15 protein-coding genes and 1 riboswitch are annotated in these 15,393 nt (G+C 75.9%); of the genes, 5 read left to right on the top strand and 10 right to left on the bottom strand.

Features of this window, described 5'->3' with window-relative positions; translation table 11 throughout:
- Nucleotides 1-112 precede the first annotated feature (112 nt).
- Nucleotides 113-694, bottom strand: a complete 582-nt coding sequence (locus BM165_RS07805; protein ID WP_075012933.1) for a dihydrofolate reductase family protein — start codon at nucleotides 692-694, stop codon at nucleotides 113-115.
- Between the two features lie 99 nt (nucleotides 695-793).
- Here BM165_RS07805 and BM165_RS24705 point away from each other — a divergent pair, with 99 nt between their 5' ends.
- Complete coding sequence (locus BM165_RS24705; protein WP_177225144.1) at nucleotides 794-1,030, top strand: hypothetical protein; 237 nt, start codon at nucleotides 794-796, stop codon at nucleotides 1,028-1,030.
- 169 nt (nucleotides 1,031-1,199) lie between these two features.
- On the opposite strand, the gene BM165_RS07815 is transcribed toward BM165_RS24705, so the two are convergent.
- From BM165_RS07815 to BM165_RS07835, 5 genes are all read right to left on the bottom strand, one after another.
- Complete coding sequence (locus BM165_RS07815) at nucleotides 1,200-1,685, bottom strand: nuclear transport factor 2 family protein (protein ID WP_177225145.1); 486 nt, start codon at nucleotides 1,683-1,685, stop codon at nucleotides 1,200-1,202.
- A 323-nt stretch (nucleotides 1,686-2,008) separates the two neighbouring features.
- Nucleotides 2,009-3,307 (bottom strand): HNH endonuclease signature motif containing protein, encoded by a 1,299-nt coding sequence (locus BM165_RS07820; RefSeq protein ID WP_244274119.1) that lies wholly within the window; start codon nucleotides 3,305-3,307, stop codon nucleotides 2,009-2,011.
- A 925-nt stretch (nucleotides 3,308-4,232) separates the two neighbouring features.
- The gene (locus BM165_RS07825; protein WP_244274120.1) at nucleotides 4,233-5,456 is read right to left on the bottom strand and encodes an MFS transporter; all 1,224 of its coding nucleotides are present in this window, start codon (nucleotides 5,454-5,456) and stop codon (nucleotides 4,233-4,235) included.
- A gap of 37 nt (nucleotides 5,457-5,493) precedes the next feature.
- Nucleotides 5,494-6,987, bottom strand: coding sequence for a precorrin-2 C(20)-methyltransferase (locus BM165_RS07830; protein ID WP_075012936.1), 1,494 nt, complete (start codon nucleotides 6,985-6,987; stop codon nucleotides 5,494-5,496).
- On the bottom strand, nucleotides 6,984-7,604 hold the full coding sequence (locus tag BM165_RS07835; protein ID WP_075012937.1) for a precorrin-8X methylmutase: 621 nt from the start codon (nucleotides 7,602-7,604) through the stop codon (nucleotides 6,984-6,986). Before BM165_RS07835 ends, BM165_RS07830 begins: the two co-directional genes overlap by 4 nt.
- A gap of 44 nt (nucleotides 7,605-7,648) precedes the next feature.
- Here BM165_RS07835 and BM165_RS07840 point away from each other — a divergent pair, with 44 nt between their 5' ends.
- Nucleotides 7,649-8,827, top strand: coding sequence for a glucose-1-phosphate adenylyltransferase family protein (locus BM165_RS07840; RefSeq protein WP_075012938.1), 1,179 nt, complete (start codon nucleotides 7,649-7,651; stop codon nucleotides 8,825-8,827).
- Here BM165_RS07840 and cobG read toward each other — a convergent pair.
- The 3 genes from cobG to BM165_RS07855 are packed head-to-tail and all read right to left on the bottom strand — an operon-like array spanning nucleotide 8,803 to nucleotide 11,668.
- A complete protein-coding gene (cobG, locus tag BM165_RS07845; protein WP_075012939.1) occupies nucleotides 8,803-9,954 on the bottom strand; it encodes a precorrin-3B synthase in 1,152 nt (383 codons plus the stop codon). The genes BM165_RS07840 and cobG overlap by 25 nt on opposite strands.
- 13 nt (nucleotides 9,955-9,967) lie before the next feature.
- Nucleotides 9,968-10,909 (bottom strand): pyridoxal-phosphate dependent enzyme, encoded by a 942-nt coding sequence (locus tag BM165_RS07850; RefSeq protein ID WP_075012940.1) that lies wholly within the window; start codon nucleotides 10,907-10,909, stop codon nucleotides 9,968-9,970.
- Nucleotides 10,910-10,933: 24 nt separating this feature from the next.
- The gene (locus BM165_RS07855; RefSeq protein ID WP_075012941.1) at nucleotides 10,934-11,668 is read right to left on the bottom strand and encodes a DUF4383 domain-containing protein; all 735 of its coding nucleotides are present in this window, start codon (nucleotides 11,666-11,668) and stop codon (nucleotides 10,934-10,936) included.
- A 150-nt stretch (nucleotides 11,669-11,818) separates the two neighbouring features.
- On the opposite strand from BM165_RS07855, the gene BM165_RS07860 reads away from it, so the two are divergent.
- On the top strand, nucleotides 11,819-12,148 hold the full coding sequence (locus BM165_RS07860; protein ID WP_075012942.1) for a tetratricopeptide repeat protein: 330 nt from the start codon (nucleotides 11,819-11,821) through the stop codon (nucleotides 12,146-12,148).
- Nucleotides 12,149-12,232: 84 nt separating this feature from the next.
- A complete protein-coding gene (locus BM165_RS07865; RefSeq protein ID WP_208976688.1) occupies nucleotides 12,233-14,098 on the top strand; it encodes an ABC transporter ATP-binding protein in 1,866 nt (621 codons plus the stop codon).
- Here the strand turns inward: BM165_RS07865 and BM165_RS25140 are convergent.
- Entirely contained in the window at nucleotides 14,095-14,532 is a 438-nt protein-coding gene (locus BM165_RS25140; RefSeq protein WP_075012944.1) for a DUF1731 domain-containing protein, read from the bottom strand. The genes BM165_RS07865 and BM165_RS25140 overlap by 4 nt on opposite strands.
- 153 nt (nucleotides 14,533-14,685) lie before the next feature.
- Between BM165_RS25140 and BM165_RS07875 the strand changes: the two genes are divergently transcribed.
- Nucleotides 14,686-15,249 carry an FKBP-type peptidyl-prolyl cis-trans isomerase gene (locus tag BM165_RS07875; protein ID WP_075012945.1) on the top strand — a complete coding sequence of 188 codons (564 nt, stop codon included), beginning with the start codon at nucleotides 14,686-14,688 and terminating at the stop codon, nucleotides 15,247-15,249.
- A gap of 58 nt (nucleotides 15,250-15,307) precedes the next feature.
- A riboswitch (cobalamin riboswitch) is annotated at nucleotides 15,308-15,375 on the top strand.
- Nucleotides 15,376-15,393: the final 18 nt, after the last annotated feature.

Here is a 15,393-nt window from a genome sequence, read left to right on the forward strand (position 1 = left end):
GCGCCGAGACGTACAGCCGAGCGACCGAGGCCGCCCGCCCGGACAGCGGGGGTCCGGAGCTGTCCCGTGCGATGGCCAGGCGATGACCTCCCCGCGTACCCGCGCAGACAGGTCAGCGGCACATCCGATAGCGCAGGTGGAGCACCCGGTTGCCCTGGGTCACCACGTCAGGATCCTCCAACAGGTGCTGGGCGTGGACCGACCCGAAGAAGCGCTTGCCGGACCCGAACACGACGGGTACGACGTCCATGCGCACCTCGTCGACCAGACCTGCGGCAAGCACCTGACCACCGACCTCGCCGGCGGCGACCTCGATCAAGCGGTCACCCGCGAGCTCCTGCGCCTTGGCCACGGCTGCCTCGACGCCGTCGACGAAGTGGAACGGCGCCTCGGGGTCCCAGCCCTCGGGCTGGGGACGGTGCGTCACGACGACCACGTGGTCGATCCCGCTCGGAGGCTTCCCGTGCCAGCCGTCCGTCAGGTCGAAGACGTGGCGGCCGCAGATCGTCACCCCGATCTGGTCCCAGTACGCGCGGGTGTGTTCGTAGGACGCCTGCGACACCTTCAACGCGCCGCTCTCGTCCAACGGCACGTCACCGCTGAGGAGCCAGTCGAACAGCGGTCCGGGCTGGTCGTTCTCGTCCGCGATGAAGCCGTCCACCGACACCGAGCTGTACATGACCACGTTGCCCACGGGGCTCTCCTCTGCTGCAGGGCGGCCAAAGTTAGCGGGTCGTCAGCTGTCGCTCCTGCAAGAGAGCGACGGGCCGGGCAGCGGCCGGCTGCCCAGCGCATGGCCGGGATGCTCGCGCACAGATCGCCGCCGGACCTCGACGTACCGGGCCGGCGTCAGCTCGGTGATCGCCCGGTGTTCGTGGCCGAGGTGACCCTGGTCAAAGCAGCCTGCGCCACCGGCCAGGTCGCCCCAGTCGATCGGTCCGGGGGGTTGATCGTGGCCATGGTGGCGGCGAAGCGGTCGGTGCGGGCGAGCCACTTCGTCACCGTTGAACGCCTCGAGGAACCCGGCTGATCCGTAGGACCGCGGCGTGTCCCTGAGCCGCCCTCGCGGCGAGCCGGCCGGTGTCCCCAAACGGCCCACTCAGGGACAGCCTCGTTCGGCCGCACAAGGGTGTGACCCGCCCGTGCAAGCATCACTCCCACCGGCTGCCCATGGGGGAAGCGTCCGCGCAGGTGCGCGGTTACTGACCTCGCGCCCCCCGGCGGCTCGATCGGCGCGTTGTCGTGTCCTCGCCGTGGCTGGCCGCGATGTGCTTGGCCGTGTCGAGGTAGTGCCGGAGACGGATCACCTGACCGGACTCGTCAAAGGTCCACAGGTGGACCTCCTCGTCCGCGAAGCGCCCGCCGTTCGGCAGGGTGAACTCCACTCGCACCTCGGCGACGACCTGACGCCCGTCGCCGATGACGTCGAGCACGCTGAAGTCGTGCAGCGTCCAGGTGCCTACGATGGCGAAGAAGTCGGCCACCTCGGCCGGGCCGGTGCGTCGCGTCATGGTGGGGATGCCGGCCCGCTGGGCCCAGTTGTCCCGCCAGTCCTCCCAGGCGACGTTGTCGGCGAGTCGCGCGAGGAAGGCTGGGACGTCGCCCTGGCCGAAGGCGTCGTACAGCTCAACGACGGTCGCGGCGTTTCCGGTCGTCATGCCTGCGCGTCCGGTGCTGGCGGTCATGGCTGATCCCTTCTCGCCCCCGTGCGGTGGGGACCATGGTGGTGCCATCACGCGGGGAGCACAGCGGTCCTTCGGCCCGGGGTGGGTCATCACGTCTCCAGATGCCGCCTTCTTGTCCCGAGCGACCCAGTCAGGGACACCGCTTCGCCTTCGGGACGCAGCCGGGGGATACACCATGGATCAGGGGCCGAGGAGCTGTGTCCATCGATGCGCGCTCGCACCGTGCCGATTTCCGCATGGCGGTGGCATGGGCGGCGCCTTGCCGAACGAGTTCTTCGCGGCGGGACGTGACTCTGGGGCCGCCTTCAGGGACAGCGTCTCAGTCAGAACGGCGGCGGGTCGTCGTCCGGGTCGGTCGGTGGTGGCGCGGCCGCCTCGGGTGGCGGGTCGGGTGCCGCCGGTGGTGGTCGCATGCCGGGTGGGCGGGTGGTGCGGGTGATGCCCGACGGTGTGGTGACGGTGAGGGTCCCGTCGGGGGTCATGGTGAAGCGCCAGCCGTGGGCGAAGGTCTTCAGCCGGTGGTGGGAGCGGCACAGGCAGCACAGGTTGGCGCAGTCGGTGGTCCCGCCGGAGGCGTGCGGGATGACGTGGTCGGTGTCGGCCCAGCCGACGCGTTGGCCGCAGGTGGGGAAGCGGCAGGTGCGGTCGCGGGTGCGTATGAACGCCTGCTGGGCGGCGGAGGGGGTGTAGCGGTTCACCCGGCCGGGCCGGTCGAGCACCGGGCAGCCACAGTCGGTGCCACTGTCGGTGCCCGTGCCGCTGTCCGTTTCGATGTCGCTGCTGGTGTGCATGCCGGTGCCGTTGCTGCCGGTGCCGGCCTCAGGGTGATTGGGGCAGCCGCGGGCGGCGATCCGGCGCAGCTGGTCGAGGGTGCCGGTGGCGCGCAGGGTGCCGTCGTCGTCGGTGACCGCCACGGTGACCGATCCGCCGTCGGGGGCCTGCAGGCCGAGGGCGTCGAGCCGGGCGAGCAGGTCGCGCAGGTGTGCGGCGGTGATCGGCAGCCCGTTGACCGCACCGCACCCGGTCGAGGCTCCGGCCAGCGAGGCGAGGGTGGCGGTGATCTGCAGGTGCGCGGTCACCGGCGGGCGGCTGTCGTCCCAGGGGCGCAGGATCAGGTCGGCGGCCACCTGGGTGCGCAGCTGCCCGATCGGGCGGGGGTCGCCGTCGGCCTTGAGTATCGCCGCGAGTGCGTCGATGACCGCGTGGCAGGCCGCGGCCACCTCGGCCGGCAGGTCGGCGGTCAGCCTCGCCATGCCCTCCTCGGGAGAGGGCTCGAGGCGGACGTCGGCGTGGCGCTGCGCCTGCTCCCGGCGGCGCTCACCCGCGTCGGGGTCCAACTCGAGCAGCAGCTCCAGCGCGCGCTTCTTCAGCTTCCCCGCCGTCAGGGTCGCGGCCTCGGGCAGCAGCCGGGCCTCCACCCGCCGCGCCAGCCCCGGGTCGGTGTACTCCAGGACCTCGACCAGGATCCGGGCCCGGTACTCGTCCAGCACCCCCGCGGCCAGCGCCGCCCACGTGGCGGGCAGGGACTCCCGCAACGTCCAGGCCCGATGGGCCAGCTTCGACGCCGCCACCCGCCCGCAGTTGAGCACCAACGCCAGCTCGGCGGTGGAGAACTCCGACACCCCCGGGCAGCTCGGGATCCGGCTTCCACGACCGCGCACCAGGCGTGCCGGGCGGCGGGTCGTCGTCATCGGGTGAGTCATCGGCCAGGCCGAGCACGAGTTCGGCCTCGTAGGCGGCGGTCCGCGCCCGCACCGCCTGCACCCGCGCCAGCTCGGCGGCCTTCTGCTCCCGCGACAGCAACGACACCGGCAGCCGGCGCAACGGCGCCGGCGTCTCGACCAGGAGACCGACCAGCGCACGCTCGAAGCGCGACCCGTGGACGGCGACCTCCTGCACGACACCCAACCTACGCACGGGGTACGACAGAAACCGCAGCTCAGGGCGGTGCAGGACGGAGAGCCCGGTGCGGCCATGAACCCGGCCGGTGCACGCTGGGCCCGTGAGCGAGGGACGCGGGACGCCGACCAGCACCCGCCCCAGGGACGGCCGGGAGTGGCGCATCGGCACCCGGGCCGACGTGGCGTGGATCCGGGAGTCGACCCCCATCGGCCGGACCATCACGTCCGCGATCCCGCCGGTGTTCGAGGCGTACGCGACGATCGTCGTCCCGGACGAGGACGAGGGGCGGGCCGAGGACGTCGCCGTCGTCCTGGGTCTGCTCACCGAGCAGTCGCCCGGCCTGCCGTGGTGGCTGGGCCACCTCGACACCGGCTTCGACGACCCCGCCTTCCCCGGCGCACCCCGGGTGAGCCTCTACTCGCACTGGCCGTACGTCCCCAGGCAGGCCGGACCGGCCGAGGCGGCGCGGTGGCGCAGCGGCCGACCGGTCGTGGCTGCTGTCGCGGCTGTGGGACGATACCTGGCGCTGCCTGGGCGGGCCGGCCGCGCTCGTCCACCGGTTCGCCGCGCACCCGCGCCTGCAGGTGCGGCGCGTGGCCCCCGACGAGGACGCCACCCCGCCGGGTCACGTCGCGTACCGAGCGGTCAGGCCGCGACCGGCTCCGCCGGCTCGTCGGCCGCGACGGCGGGGGAGCGGCGGGCCGACAGTCGCAGCCCCACCGCCGCGCCGAGCGCCAGCACGATGACGACGGCGCCGTAGACCTCGGCGACGACCCGCAGCCCGACCGACCCGGAGGCGACGCCCGCGACGATGGCCGGGACGCTGAACGCCAGGTAGCCGACGACGAAGACGCTCGACAGCAGCCCCGCGCGGTTGCCGGGCGCGACCCCGGCGGTCGCCGTGGCCACCGCGCCGAGGAAGGCGGCGCCGAAGCCCAGGCCGGCGACGCCCGCGGTGACGAAGAACAGCCACAGGGTCCCGCTGGCCAGCGCGACGACGAGCCCGCCCACCGCGGCCGCGAAGACCAGGCAGCCGCCGCCCATGGCCCGGCGCGGCGGCAGGTCGCGGGCGACCAGGGCACCGACCACCGCCGAGCCCTGCATGCAGCCGATGAGCAGGCTGCCGACGAGGTGGTCGGTGGCGCCGAAGACGCCGGCGGTCAGCGACGGCCCGAGGGAGAGCACCAGCCCGCCCATGGCCCACAGCGCCACCAGGCAGGGGACCGCGACGGCGAACGCCCGGCGCTGCGCCGGGGGCACCGCCACCCGCGGGCGCAGCGAGGCCAGTGCGCCGGGCAGCCGCGGCGAGGACTCCGGGAGGGCCAGCGCGAGGCCGGCGCCGAGCACGAAGACGACGGTGAGCACCCCGAACACCCACGGCGTCGGCTCGGCGAGACCCTCGATGGCCAGGCCCGCGCCGACCGCGCCGAGCGCGAGCCCCAGACCCGGGGAGACGGTGTTGAGCAGCGCGCCGAGCGGGCGGGGACCGCCGCGCTGCAGGTCGAGCAGGGTGGCGCCCAGCGACCCGGTGAGCGCGCCGGTGGACAGGCCCTGCAGCACCCGGGCGGCCAGCAGCCAGCCCACCCCGTCGGCGGTGAGGAAGGCCGCCATGGCGACCGCCTGCAGCAGCAGCCCGCCGGCCAGCACCGGCCGCCGGCCGACGTGGTCGGACAGGCTCCCGACCACCAGCAGCGCCGCCAGCAGCGCGAACGCGTAGATGCCGAAGACCAGCGTGAGGACGCCGGCTCCGAAGCCGAACTCCTCCTGGTAGACGCGGTAGAGCGGCGACGGCACGCCGGAGGCGGCGAGCACGAGCACGAGCAGCGCGGCCACCGACCAGAACGCGGCAGGACGGGGGAGTCGGGGCACGACCGTTGCCAAGGACACCCGTGTGCCGGGCATTCCCCTACCCGGGGTGGCGGCGTGGCGTGAAGACCTGCCCGGACGGCGTCACCCGGGTCTGCGAGGAGCCGACGAGCAGCAGGCAGCGCATGTCGACCGTCTCGGGGTCGAGGTCGCCGAGCGTCGTCACCCGGACCTCCTCCTCCGGCCCGCCGACGTCGCGCCCCACCACGACGACCGTCCCCGGCTCGCGCACCTCGCGCAGCACGTCGAGGGCCTTCGCCAGCTGGTGCGGCCGGGCCCTCGACCGCGGGTTGTAGAGGGCGAGGACCAGGTCGGCCCCGGCGGCCGCGCGCAGCCGGTCGAGGACGACGTCGAGCGGCTTGAGCACGTCGGAGAGGCTGATGACGGCGAAGTCGTGGCCCAGCGGGGCACCCACCCGCGACGCGACGGCCTGCGCGGCGGTCACGCCCGGCAGCACCCGCACCGCGACGCCGGCGTGCTCGGGACGGGCGGCCACCTCGAGCACCGCGGCGGCCATGGCGAACACGCCGGGGTCGCCGCTGGAGACCACCGCGACCCGCCGTCCCGACCGGGCGAGCGCCAGGGCGTGCGCCGCCCGCTCGGCCTCCACGCGGTTGTCGCTGGGGTGGCGGGTCTGGCGCGGGTTGGCCGGCACGCGGTCGAGGTAGGGGCCGTAGCCGACCAGGTCGTCGGCGCAGGCGACCGCGTCGGCGGCCTCGGGCGTCGTCCAGCCGCGGGCGCCGGGGCCGAGGCCCACGACGACGACCTCGCCCGTGCGGGCCCCGTCGTCCGGACGCGCGGGGTCGTTCCCCGGCCCGGTCAGCGGGCTGGGCAGCAACGCCAGCGAGAAGTACGGGACGGTCGAGGGGTCGACGTCGGCCAGCGGCAGCGTGCGCTGGCGGTCGGTGGTGGCCCGCTCGACGTAGAACGCCCGGTCCAGCACGCCGGCCGCCTCGAACGCCTCCCGCACCTGCCCGAACGTGCGGCCGAGCTTCATGACCGCGGCGGAGTCGGTGGTGGCCAGCCACTCGGCGAGCTCGTCGGCGGGCAGCGTGCCGGGCAGCACGGTCAGCACCTCGTCGCGCTCGACCAGCGGACGGCCGACGACCGCCGCGGCGGCGCTGACGCTGGTCACCCCGGGCACGACCTCGGTCGGGTAGCGGTGCGCGAGCCGCTTGTGCATGTGCATGTAGGAGCCGTAGAAGAACGGGTCGCCCTCGGCCAGCACGACGACGTCGCGGCCGGCGTCGAGGTGCGCGGCCAGCCGGGCGGCGGCCGCCTCGTAGAACTCGTCGATCGCGCCCTGGTAGCCGCCGGGGTGGTCGGTGCCCTCGGTGGTCACCGGGTAGACCAGCAGCTCCTCCACCTGCCCCGCGCGCAGGTAGGGCTCGGCCAGGGCGCGGGCCACCGAGCGGCCGTGGCGGGCGGCGTGGAAGGCGACGACGTCGGCCGCGGCGACGAGCCGGGCCGCCTTCACCGTGACGAGCTCGGGGTCGCCGGGACCGAGCCCCACGCCGTACAGCCGGCCCGTCACTCGACGTCGCTCGCGATCGCGTTGACCGCGGCGGCGGTCATCGCGCTGCCCCCGCGGCGGCCGCGCACCACCAGGAACTCCAGGTCGGAGGCGGCGAGCGCCTCCTTGGACTCGGCGGCGCCGATGAAGCCGACCGGGATGCCCAGGACGGCGGCCGGGCGGGGCGCGCCCGCGGCCACCATCTCCAGCAGGTGGAACAGCGCGGTGGGGGCGTTGCCGATCGCCACGACGGCGCCGTCGAGGCGCTCGCCCCACAGCTCCAGCGCGGCGGCGGTGCGGGTGGTGCCGAGCTCGGCCGCCAGCGACGGCACCCGCGGGTCGTCCAGCGTGCAGACGACCTCGTTGTCCTTCGGCAGCCGGCGCCGGGTGACACCCGAGGCGACCATCTTCGCGTCGCACAGCACCGGCGCGCCGCCGTCGAGGGCCTCGCGGGCGCGCCGGACGACGTCGGGGCTGTACGCGACGTCGGCGACCAGGTCGACCTGGCCGCAGGCGTGGATCATCCGCACGACGGCGCGGGCGACGTCGTCGGGCAGGCCGGTCAGGTCCGCCTCGGCGCGGATCGTCGCGAACGACCGCCGGTAGATCTCGGCGCCGTCCTTCTCGTAGTCGTACATCGCCCGCGAGGCTACGGCCCGGCCGGAGGGGGTAGCGCGGGCACATGGCCCTTCCCCGTGTACTCGTCCTCGTCCTGGCCGGTGGCGCCGGCGGCCGCCTCCAGCTGCTCACCGCCGACCGAGCCAAGCCGGCGGTGCCCTTCGCCGGCGTCTACCGGCTCATCGACTTCCCGCTGAGCAACTGCGAGCACTCGCACGTCGCCGACGTCTGGGTGTCGATCCAGCAGCACCCGGCGTCGCTGGCCGAGCACCTCGCCAACGGCCGGCCGTGGGACCTCGACCGCACCACCGGCGGGCTGCTGACGCTCCCGCCGTCCCAGGGCACCGAGCGCGCCGGGTTCAGCACGGGGACGGCGAACTCGCTGTGGCGGCAGGCCGAGCTGATCCGGGCCTTCGGCGCCGACGCGCTCGTCGTCGTCAGCGCCGACGCCGTCTACGAGCTCGACTACCGGGAGGTGGCCGACGCGCACCTGCAGTCGGGCGCGGAGGTCACGATGGTGACCACCGAGGTCGCCGCCGACGACGCCGCCCGCTACGGGATCGTCGAGGTCGACGGCGACCGGGTGACCGGCTACGCCTACAAGCCCGACGAGCCGGCGACCACCACCGCCACCAACGAGGTCTTCGTCTTCACGCCCGGGCCGACCCTCGACCGGCTCGAGCAGCTGCGGTCGGAGGTGGGCGAGGAGGGGCTGGAGGACCTCGGCAGCCACCTGCTGCCGGCGCAGACCCGCGACGGCCTGGCCCGGGCGTACCCGCTGAAGGGCTACTGGCGCGACGTCGGCACGGTGGACTCCTACTGGGAGGCGCACCAGGAGTTCCTGTCGCCCGAGCCGCCCATCGACCTCGACGACCCCCGCTGGCCGATCCACACCCGCGGTGGCCGGCACAGCGCCGCGCGGGTCCTCGACGACGGCCAGATCGAGAACAGCCTGCTCTCCGGCGGGGTCCGCGTCTCCGGGAACGTGCGCGGGTCGGTGCTCTCGCCCGGGGTGGTGGTCGAGGCCGGCGCCACCGTCCTGGACTCCGTTCTGCTGCCCGGGGTGCGGGTGGAGGCGGGGGCGACGGTGACGCGCTCGGTGGTCGACGACGGCGTGGGCATCGGCCGCGGCTGCTCGGTCGGCGGCGAGGGCGCGATCACCCTGCTCGGCCTCGGGGCGCAGCTGGCGGAGGGCACCGAGGTCCCGGCCGGCGCCCGCTACCCCGACGACGAGACGTCGTAGCCCGCCGGCGTCGCCACGACGTCGACGACCTCGCCGCGGGGGCGGCCGCAGCGGCGCCCGCAGCCGGCCCAGTGCACCCGGCCGGCGGGCAGGACCCCGGACGCGACCGCCGCCGCGGCGTCGGCGCGCACGTCGGCCAGCGACCTCGCGCAGCCCGGCCGGCCGGCGCAGGCGGTGACCCGCGTCCACGGGCTGCCGGCGTCGAACACGACGCCGGTCCGGTGCAGGTCGACCGCGGCGTCGTCGACCCGGTCCTCGGCGAGGTCGGGCACGACGACGCTGCGCCACGGGGTCAGCTGCACCTCGGCGGCCAGCGACGCCAGCAGGTCGGCCTGCCCCGCGGTCAGCCTCCCGAGGGGGACGACGCCGACCAGCGCCGTCCGCCCGTCGGCCTGGGTCTCGGCCCCGACCGGACCGCTCGCCGGGGCGGGCGGGACCCCGACCGGCGGCACGCGGGGCGCGGGCAGCCGGTCGGCGACCCGGGCGGGCCCGTCGTCGAGCTCGGCCAGCCGCCAGGCGGTGCCGCCGTGCGCCGCGCGCTCGGCGAGGAACGCCCGGGTGGCGGCGAGCAGGAGGTCGACCGCACCGGCCGGCGCGGCGCGCAGCCCGCTGTCGCGCCCGGCCAGCAGCAGCGCCACGTCGCCGGGCGCGAGGGCGAGCAGGCCGACGTCGCCGCCGAGCCCGCTCACGTCGCCGCGGCCGTCGTCGAGGGTGGCGAGGAAGCGGCCGGGCAGGTCCGCCAGAGCGGGGTCGGCGCACAGGCCGGCGTCGAGCGCGGACGCCCACGGCCGGGCGTCGAGGTGCCCGCCCGCGCGGCCGGTGAGCGCGCTGGCCAGCACGTTGCGCACCCGCTCGTGCGTCTCGCTGGGCAGCAGGCCGCCCGCCGCCAGCCGCTCCCCGAGGTCCTGCGCGGCGCCCGGCGTGAGCCCGCGCAGCTGCAGGTTGCCCCGGCTGGTCATCTCCAGGGCGCCGTCGCCCAGGTCGCGGGCGGCGGTGGCCAGGACGCGCAGCTGCCCGGCGGTGAGCAGGCCGCCGGGCACGCGCACCCGGGCCAGCTCGCCGTCGGCCGCGGAGTGCGTCTGCAGGGCGCCGGGGCAGGCGTCGGCGCGGGCACGGGGAGACGTCATGGCGCCCGCGAGGCTACGACCCCGCCAGCAGCTCGCCGGCGAGCTCGGCGGCCAGGGGGTGGCCGAAGAGTCCCGGGAGCCCGCCGGTGTGCACGAAGACCGTCCGCTCGCCGGGCCGGATCGAGCCGTCGGCCACCGCGGCGGCCAGCCCGGCGAGCGCCTTGGCCGTGTAGACGGGGTCGAGCAGCAGTCCCTCGGTGCGGGCCGCCGTGCGGAGCGCGGCCGACGCGGCGGGGGTGAGGACGCCGTAGCCGTCGCCCACCTGGTCGCGCCGCAGCCGCAGGCCGTCGGCGGCGCCGCCGAGCGCGGCGGCCAGGGCGGCCACCGGCTCCGCCGGGTCCGGCACCGCGCCGGTGTCCACGCCGAGCACCCGGTCGGCCCCCAGCCCCGCCACCAGGCCGGCCATGGTGCCGCCCGACCCGACGGCCACCACGACGTGCCGGGCGTCGGGGACCTGGTCCTCCAGTTCGGCGGCGCACGCGAGGTAGCCGCGCGCCCCGGTCACCGACGAGCCGCCCAGCGGCAGGACGGCGGGCACCTCACCGTCGGCACGCAGGTCCTCGGCGAGCGCGGCCACCCGTGCGTCGACGTCGGCCGGGTCGGGCACGAGGACCACCCGCGCGCCCAGTGCCGCCTCGAGCGCGAGGTTGCCCGGGCGCTCGACCGACGGCGACCCGCCGAGCACCAGCACGGCGCGCAGCCCCAGGCGGGCGGCGGCCGCGGCGGTCATCCGGGCGTGGTTGCTCTGCACGCCGCCCGAGGTGACCAGGACGGTGGCGCCGGCGGCGACCGCCTCGGCGGCCAGGTGCTCGAGCTTGCGGACCTTGTTGCCCCCGCCGAGGTCGGTCAGGTCGTCGCGCTTGACCACCAGGTCGTCCGCGCGCAGGCCGAGCGCCGCGGCGAGGCGCGGCGCCCGGTCCAGCGGGGTGGGCCAGTGCGAGAGCGGGACGGTCACCGGGTGATCGTCCCGCTCCGGGGATCAGGCGGTGCGGCGGGCCCGGTCGAAGGACATCCACACCTCGCGGCGCTCCTTGCGGCTGGTCACCTGCGCCATCGCGGCGACCCGGCGGCGCTGCTCGGCCGAGGCGACGTGCTGCACGACGGCGACCTCGGCGTCGCGCATGGCGCGCTCGGCGGCGAACTCGGCCGGCGTCGACGGGAACTCGTCGGCGGTGGGGGTCGGTGCGCCGTCGGCGGACTCCCGGGCGTAGGGGCTGTCGGCCGGCAGGTTGCCGCTGACCCGCCCGTAGGCGCCGAGCAGGAGCAGCACCAGGCCGGCGACGACGGAGAAGCCGACGTTGCTCAGGCCGAACGCCAGGAAGTTCCAGTCGGTGTTGAGCACCGCCAGGTTGGCCAGCGCCGACACCAGGAACAGCACGCCGATCACGATCATGACCGTGGAGGCCGTGCGGGCGCTGCGGAAGGCCGAGTAGACCAGCACCGCGGCGGTGACCAGCGAGATCGTCGACAGCAGGCCGTTGGACGACAGGCCGAGGACGCGCTCGCCGGCGGTGGAGAAGAAGGCCAGGCCGTTGAGCAGTCCGAGCACGCCGAAGACGGCGATGACGCCCGCGACGGCGAACGCGCCGATGCGCTGGACCCGGTAGACGCGGCTGGCGCCCTCCGGGCGGCGGCCGGCGTCGGGTGCGCCGGTCGAGGTGGTGGCCGCCCGCGTGCGGTCGGCCGTCCGGTTGCGGTGCAGGGACAAGGCCACGGCGTGCTCCCTCGTGTCGAGTGGTGCTGACTCCGGTTGTTCCCGATCTAGTGGCGTCGGGATGCAGTTCGTTCCGGACTTCCTCGTCCCGGCTGCACGTCGGGCGTGTCGGGCCGGGAAGAGCGGGCGCCGGTCCGCGGTTCAGCGGGCGTGACACAGCGCTTCGACACCGACCTGCACTCCGAGTACCTGCGCGCCGACCTGTTCTTCTCCATGGGGCAGCCGGTCGAGGCCGCGCGCCTGCTGGAGCCGCTCCTGGCGGCCGAGCCGGGCAACGAGGCGGCGCTGGAGCTCCTGGCCCGCGCCTACTTCGGCTCGGCGCAGCTGCAGCGGGCGGAGGACGCGCTGCGCCGCCTGGTCGACCTGGCGCCCGCCAACGGGTGGGCGCGCCGCGCGCTGGCCCGCACGCTCGAGCGGCAGAGCCGCCACGACGACGCCGTCGCCCACCACCGCGTGGCCGACGCGCTCGGCGCCGGGTGACGCGCCCGGCCCGACCGTCCTTGCTGTTCCGGCGCGGACGTTGACCTCCTGTCGGCAGGAGGTCCTAGCGTCCCGGTCGTGAGCATGGAGATGACGGCGTGGTCGGCGCTCTCGCGGGCCACGCACGCCCGTGACGACCGTCGCGGGATCTCCCGCGCGACCCTGCGGCGGGTCCTGGTGTACGCCCGGCCGCACCGCGCCCGCATCGGCGCGTTCGTGGCCGTCGGCGTCGTCGAGGCGGTGGTCGCGGTCGCCGTCCCGCTGCTGGCCGGCCTGGTGGTGAACGAGATCGTCGGGGACGGGAGCACCTCGACCGTCGTCGGCCTCGCCGTCCTCATCGCCGGGCTCGCCCTCGCGGGGACCGCGCTGGGCCTGCTCGGCCGGTGGCTGTCGGCGACGCTCGGCGAGGGGCTCATCCTCGACCTGCGCACCGCCGTCTTCGACCACGTGCAGCGGATGCCGGTGGCCTTCTTCACCCGCACGCGCACGGGCGCGCTGGTGTCCCGCCTCGACAACGACGTCCTGGGGGCCCAGCGCGCCTTCAGCGACACGCTGTCGGGGATCGTCAGCAACACCGTCACGCTGCTGCTCGCCCTCACCGCGATGCTCACGCTGTCGTGGCAGGTGACGCTCCTGGCGCTGCTCCTGCTCCCGGTGTTCCTGCTGCCCGCGCGCCGCATCGGCCGCCAGTTGGCCGGGCTGCAGCGGGTGGCCGCGGAGTCCAACGCGGCGATGACCGGGCAGACGACCGAGCGCTTCTCCGCGCCCGGCGCCACGCTGGTCAAGCTCTACGGCCGCCCCGAGGCCGAGTCGGCCCGCTTCGCCGCCCGGGCGCGGGCGGTCCGCGACGTCGGCGTCCGGACGGCGATGGTGCAGTGGACCTTCATCAGCGCGCTCACGCTGGTGTCGGCACTGGCGCTGTCGCTCGTCTACGGCCTGGGTGGCACGTACGCGCTGGCCGGCTCGCTGGAGCCGGGCGCCGTCGTCGCCCTCGCCCTGCTGCTCACCCGGCTCTACTCACCGCTCACCGCGCTGGCCAGCGCCCGCGTCGACATCGCCTCGGCCGTGGTCAGCTTCGAGCGGGTCTTCGAGGTGCTCGACCTCGTGCCGCTGGTCCGCGAGCGCCCCGACGCCCGCGAGCTGCCCGACGGCCCGGTGTCGGTCGAGCTCGACGGCGTCACCTTCGCCTACCCGTCGGCCGACCGCGTCTCGCTCGCCTCGCTGGAGGACGTCGCCCGCCTCGACGGCCGCGGCGGGGTCGACGTCCTGCACGACGTCTCCTTCACCGTCCGACCCGGGGAGGTGCTGGCGATCGTCGGGTCGTCGGGCGCGGGCAAGTCCACGATCGCCTCGCTGCTGCCGCGCCTCTACGACGTCGACGAGGGCGCGGTGCGGCTGGGCGGCGTCGACGTCCGCGACCTGACCGCCGCCTCGATCCGCCGCACCATCGGGCTGGTCACCCAGGACGGTCACCTGTTCCACGAGTCGCTGCGCGACAACCTGCTGCTCGCCGCGCCCGACGCCACCGACGCCGAGCTGTGGGACGCGCTCGCCCGCGCCCGGCTGGCCGACGTCGTGCGCGCGCTGCCCGACGGGCTGGACACCGTCGTCGGCGAGCGCGGCTACCGGTTCTCCGGCGGCGAGCGGCAGCGGCTGACCATCGCCCGGCTGCTGCTGGCCCGCCCGCGGGTGGTGCTGCTCGACGAGGCGACCGCCCACCTCGACGCCACGAGCGAGGTCGCCGTGCAGGAGGCCCTCGACGAGGCGCTCGAGGGCCGGACGGCGATCGTCATCGCGCACCGGCTGTCGACCGTGCGCGCGGCCGACTGCATCCTCGTGCTGGAGGACGGCCGGGTGGTCGAGCGCGGCCGGCACGAGGAGCTGCTCGCCCTCGGCGGCCGCTACGCCGAGCTGCACCGCACCCAGTTCGGGCAGCCGGTGGCGGTCTAGCGCAGGAGGTCGGCGAGCGCGTCCTCCAGCCGCGGGAAGCGGAACCCGAAGCCGGCCTCGGCCAGCACGCGCGAGACCGCCCGCCGGCCGGTGAGGGCCAGCGCCGGGTCGGTGCGCAGCAGGACGGCGCCCAGCCGCACGAGCGGCGCGGGCGTGGGCGGCCGGTGCAGCGCCCTCCTCAGCGCGGCCATCAGCTCGGCGTTGCGGACCGGGCTCGGTGCGGTGGCCAGCAGCGGCCCGGACGGCGGCGGCGCGGCGACGACGTCGTCGTCGCCGAGGCACCAGCGGGTGATGCGCAGCCAGTCGGCGACGTGGATCCAGCTGATCCACTGGCGGCCGTCGGCGATCCGCCCGCCCAGGCCCCAGCGGACCAGGCCGGTGAGCTGGTCGAGCGCCGGCGTGCCCCGCTCGAACACCACGCTGGTGCGCAGCACGACCTGGGTACCTGGCGCTGCGGGACGCGGTGGTGCGTGCGCTCGGCCCCGACGCCGGGTGAGGGCGCCGGCCCTCCTCGTGGTCCCCTGGGACCGCGCCCGCCGAGGACCGTGCCCTCGCCCCGAGCACCCGACCGCCCTGGAGACCGCCCGATGCCCCGCCGCACCCCGCGCCGTCTGCTGGTGACAGCCGCCCTCGCCCTCACCCTGGCCGCGTGCGGCGAGAGCACCCCGCAGGAGACCGGCGGCTCCGCGACCGGCGGGTCGGGCACCGCGGCCGCGACGCCGGCCTGCGAGAGCCGGCCGGCCACCGCCGAGCCCCCGGCCGGGGTGTCGACCGACCTGGCCGTCGCCCCGGAGGTGCCCGCATCGGACACGCCGCCCCCGTGCGGGCTGGTGACCGGCGACGTCGTCGTCGGGACCGGTCCCGAGGCGGTCGCGGGGTCCCCGGTCGCGGTCAAGTACGTCGGCGCCTTCTACGAGACCGGCGAGCAGTTCGACTCCTCGTGGAGCCGCGGGGCCGACGAGACGCTGCCGGTCACCCTCGGGCAGGGGCGGGTCATCCCCGGGTTCGAGCAGGGCATCGCCGGCATGCGGGTCGGTGGCCGGCGGATGGTCACCATCCCCAGCGACCTCGCCTACGGCCCGCAGGGGCAGGGACCCATCCCCGGCGGGGCGACCCTCGTCTTCGTCCTGGACCTGGTCTCGGCCGGCTGACCCCCGGGGACGCGCCCGGGCCAGGCGGTAGCGTCAGGGTCACCACGGCAGTGCGCGCAGGAAGCCGGTGCGAGCCCGGCGCGGTCCCGCCACTGTGACCCCGGAGCACCGGGGGAGCCAGACACTCCGGCTGCCGTGCCCGAC

Source organism: Geodermatophilus obscurus (assembly GCF_900115395.1).
GTDB lineage: Bacteria > Actinomycetota > Actinomycetes > Mycobacteriales > Geodermatophilaceae > Geodermatophilus > Geodermatophilus obscurus_B.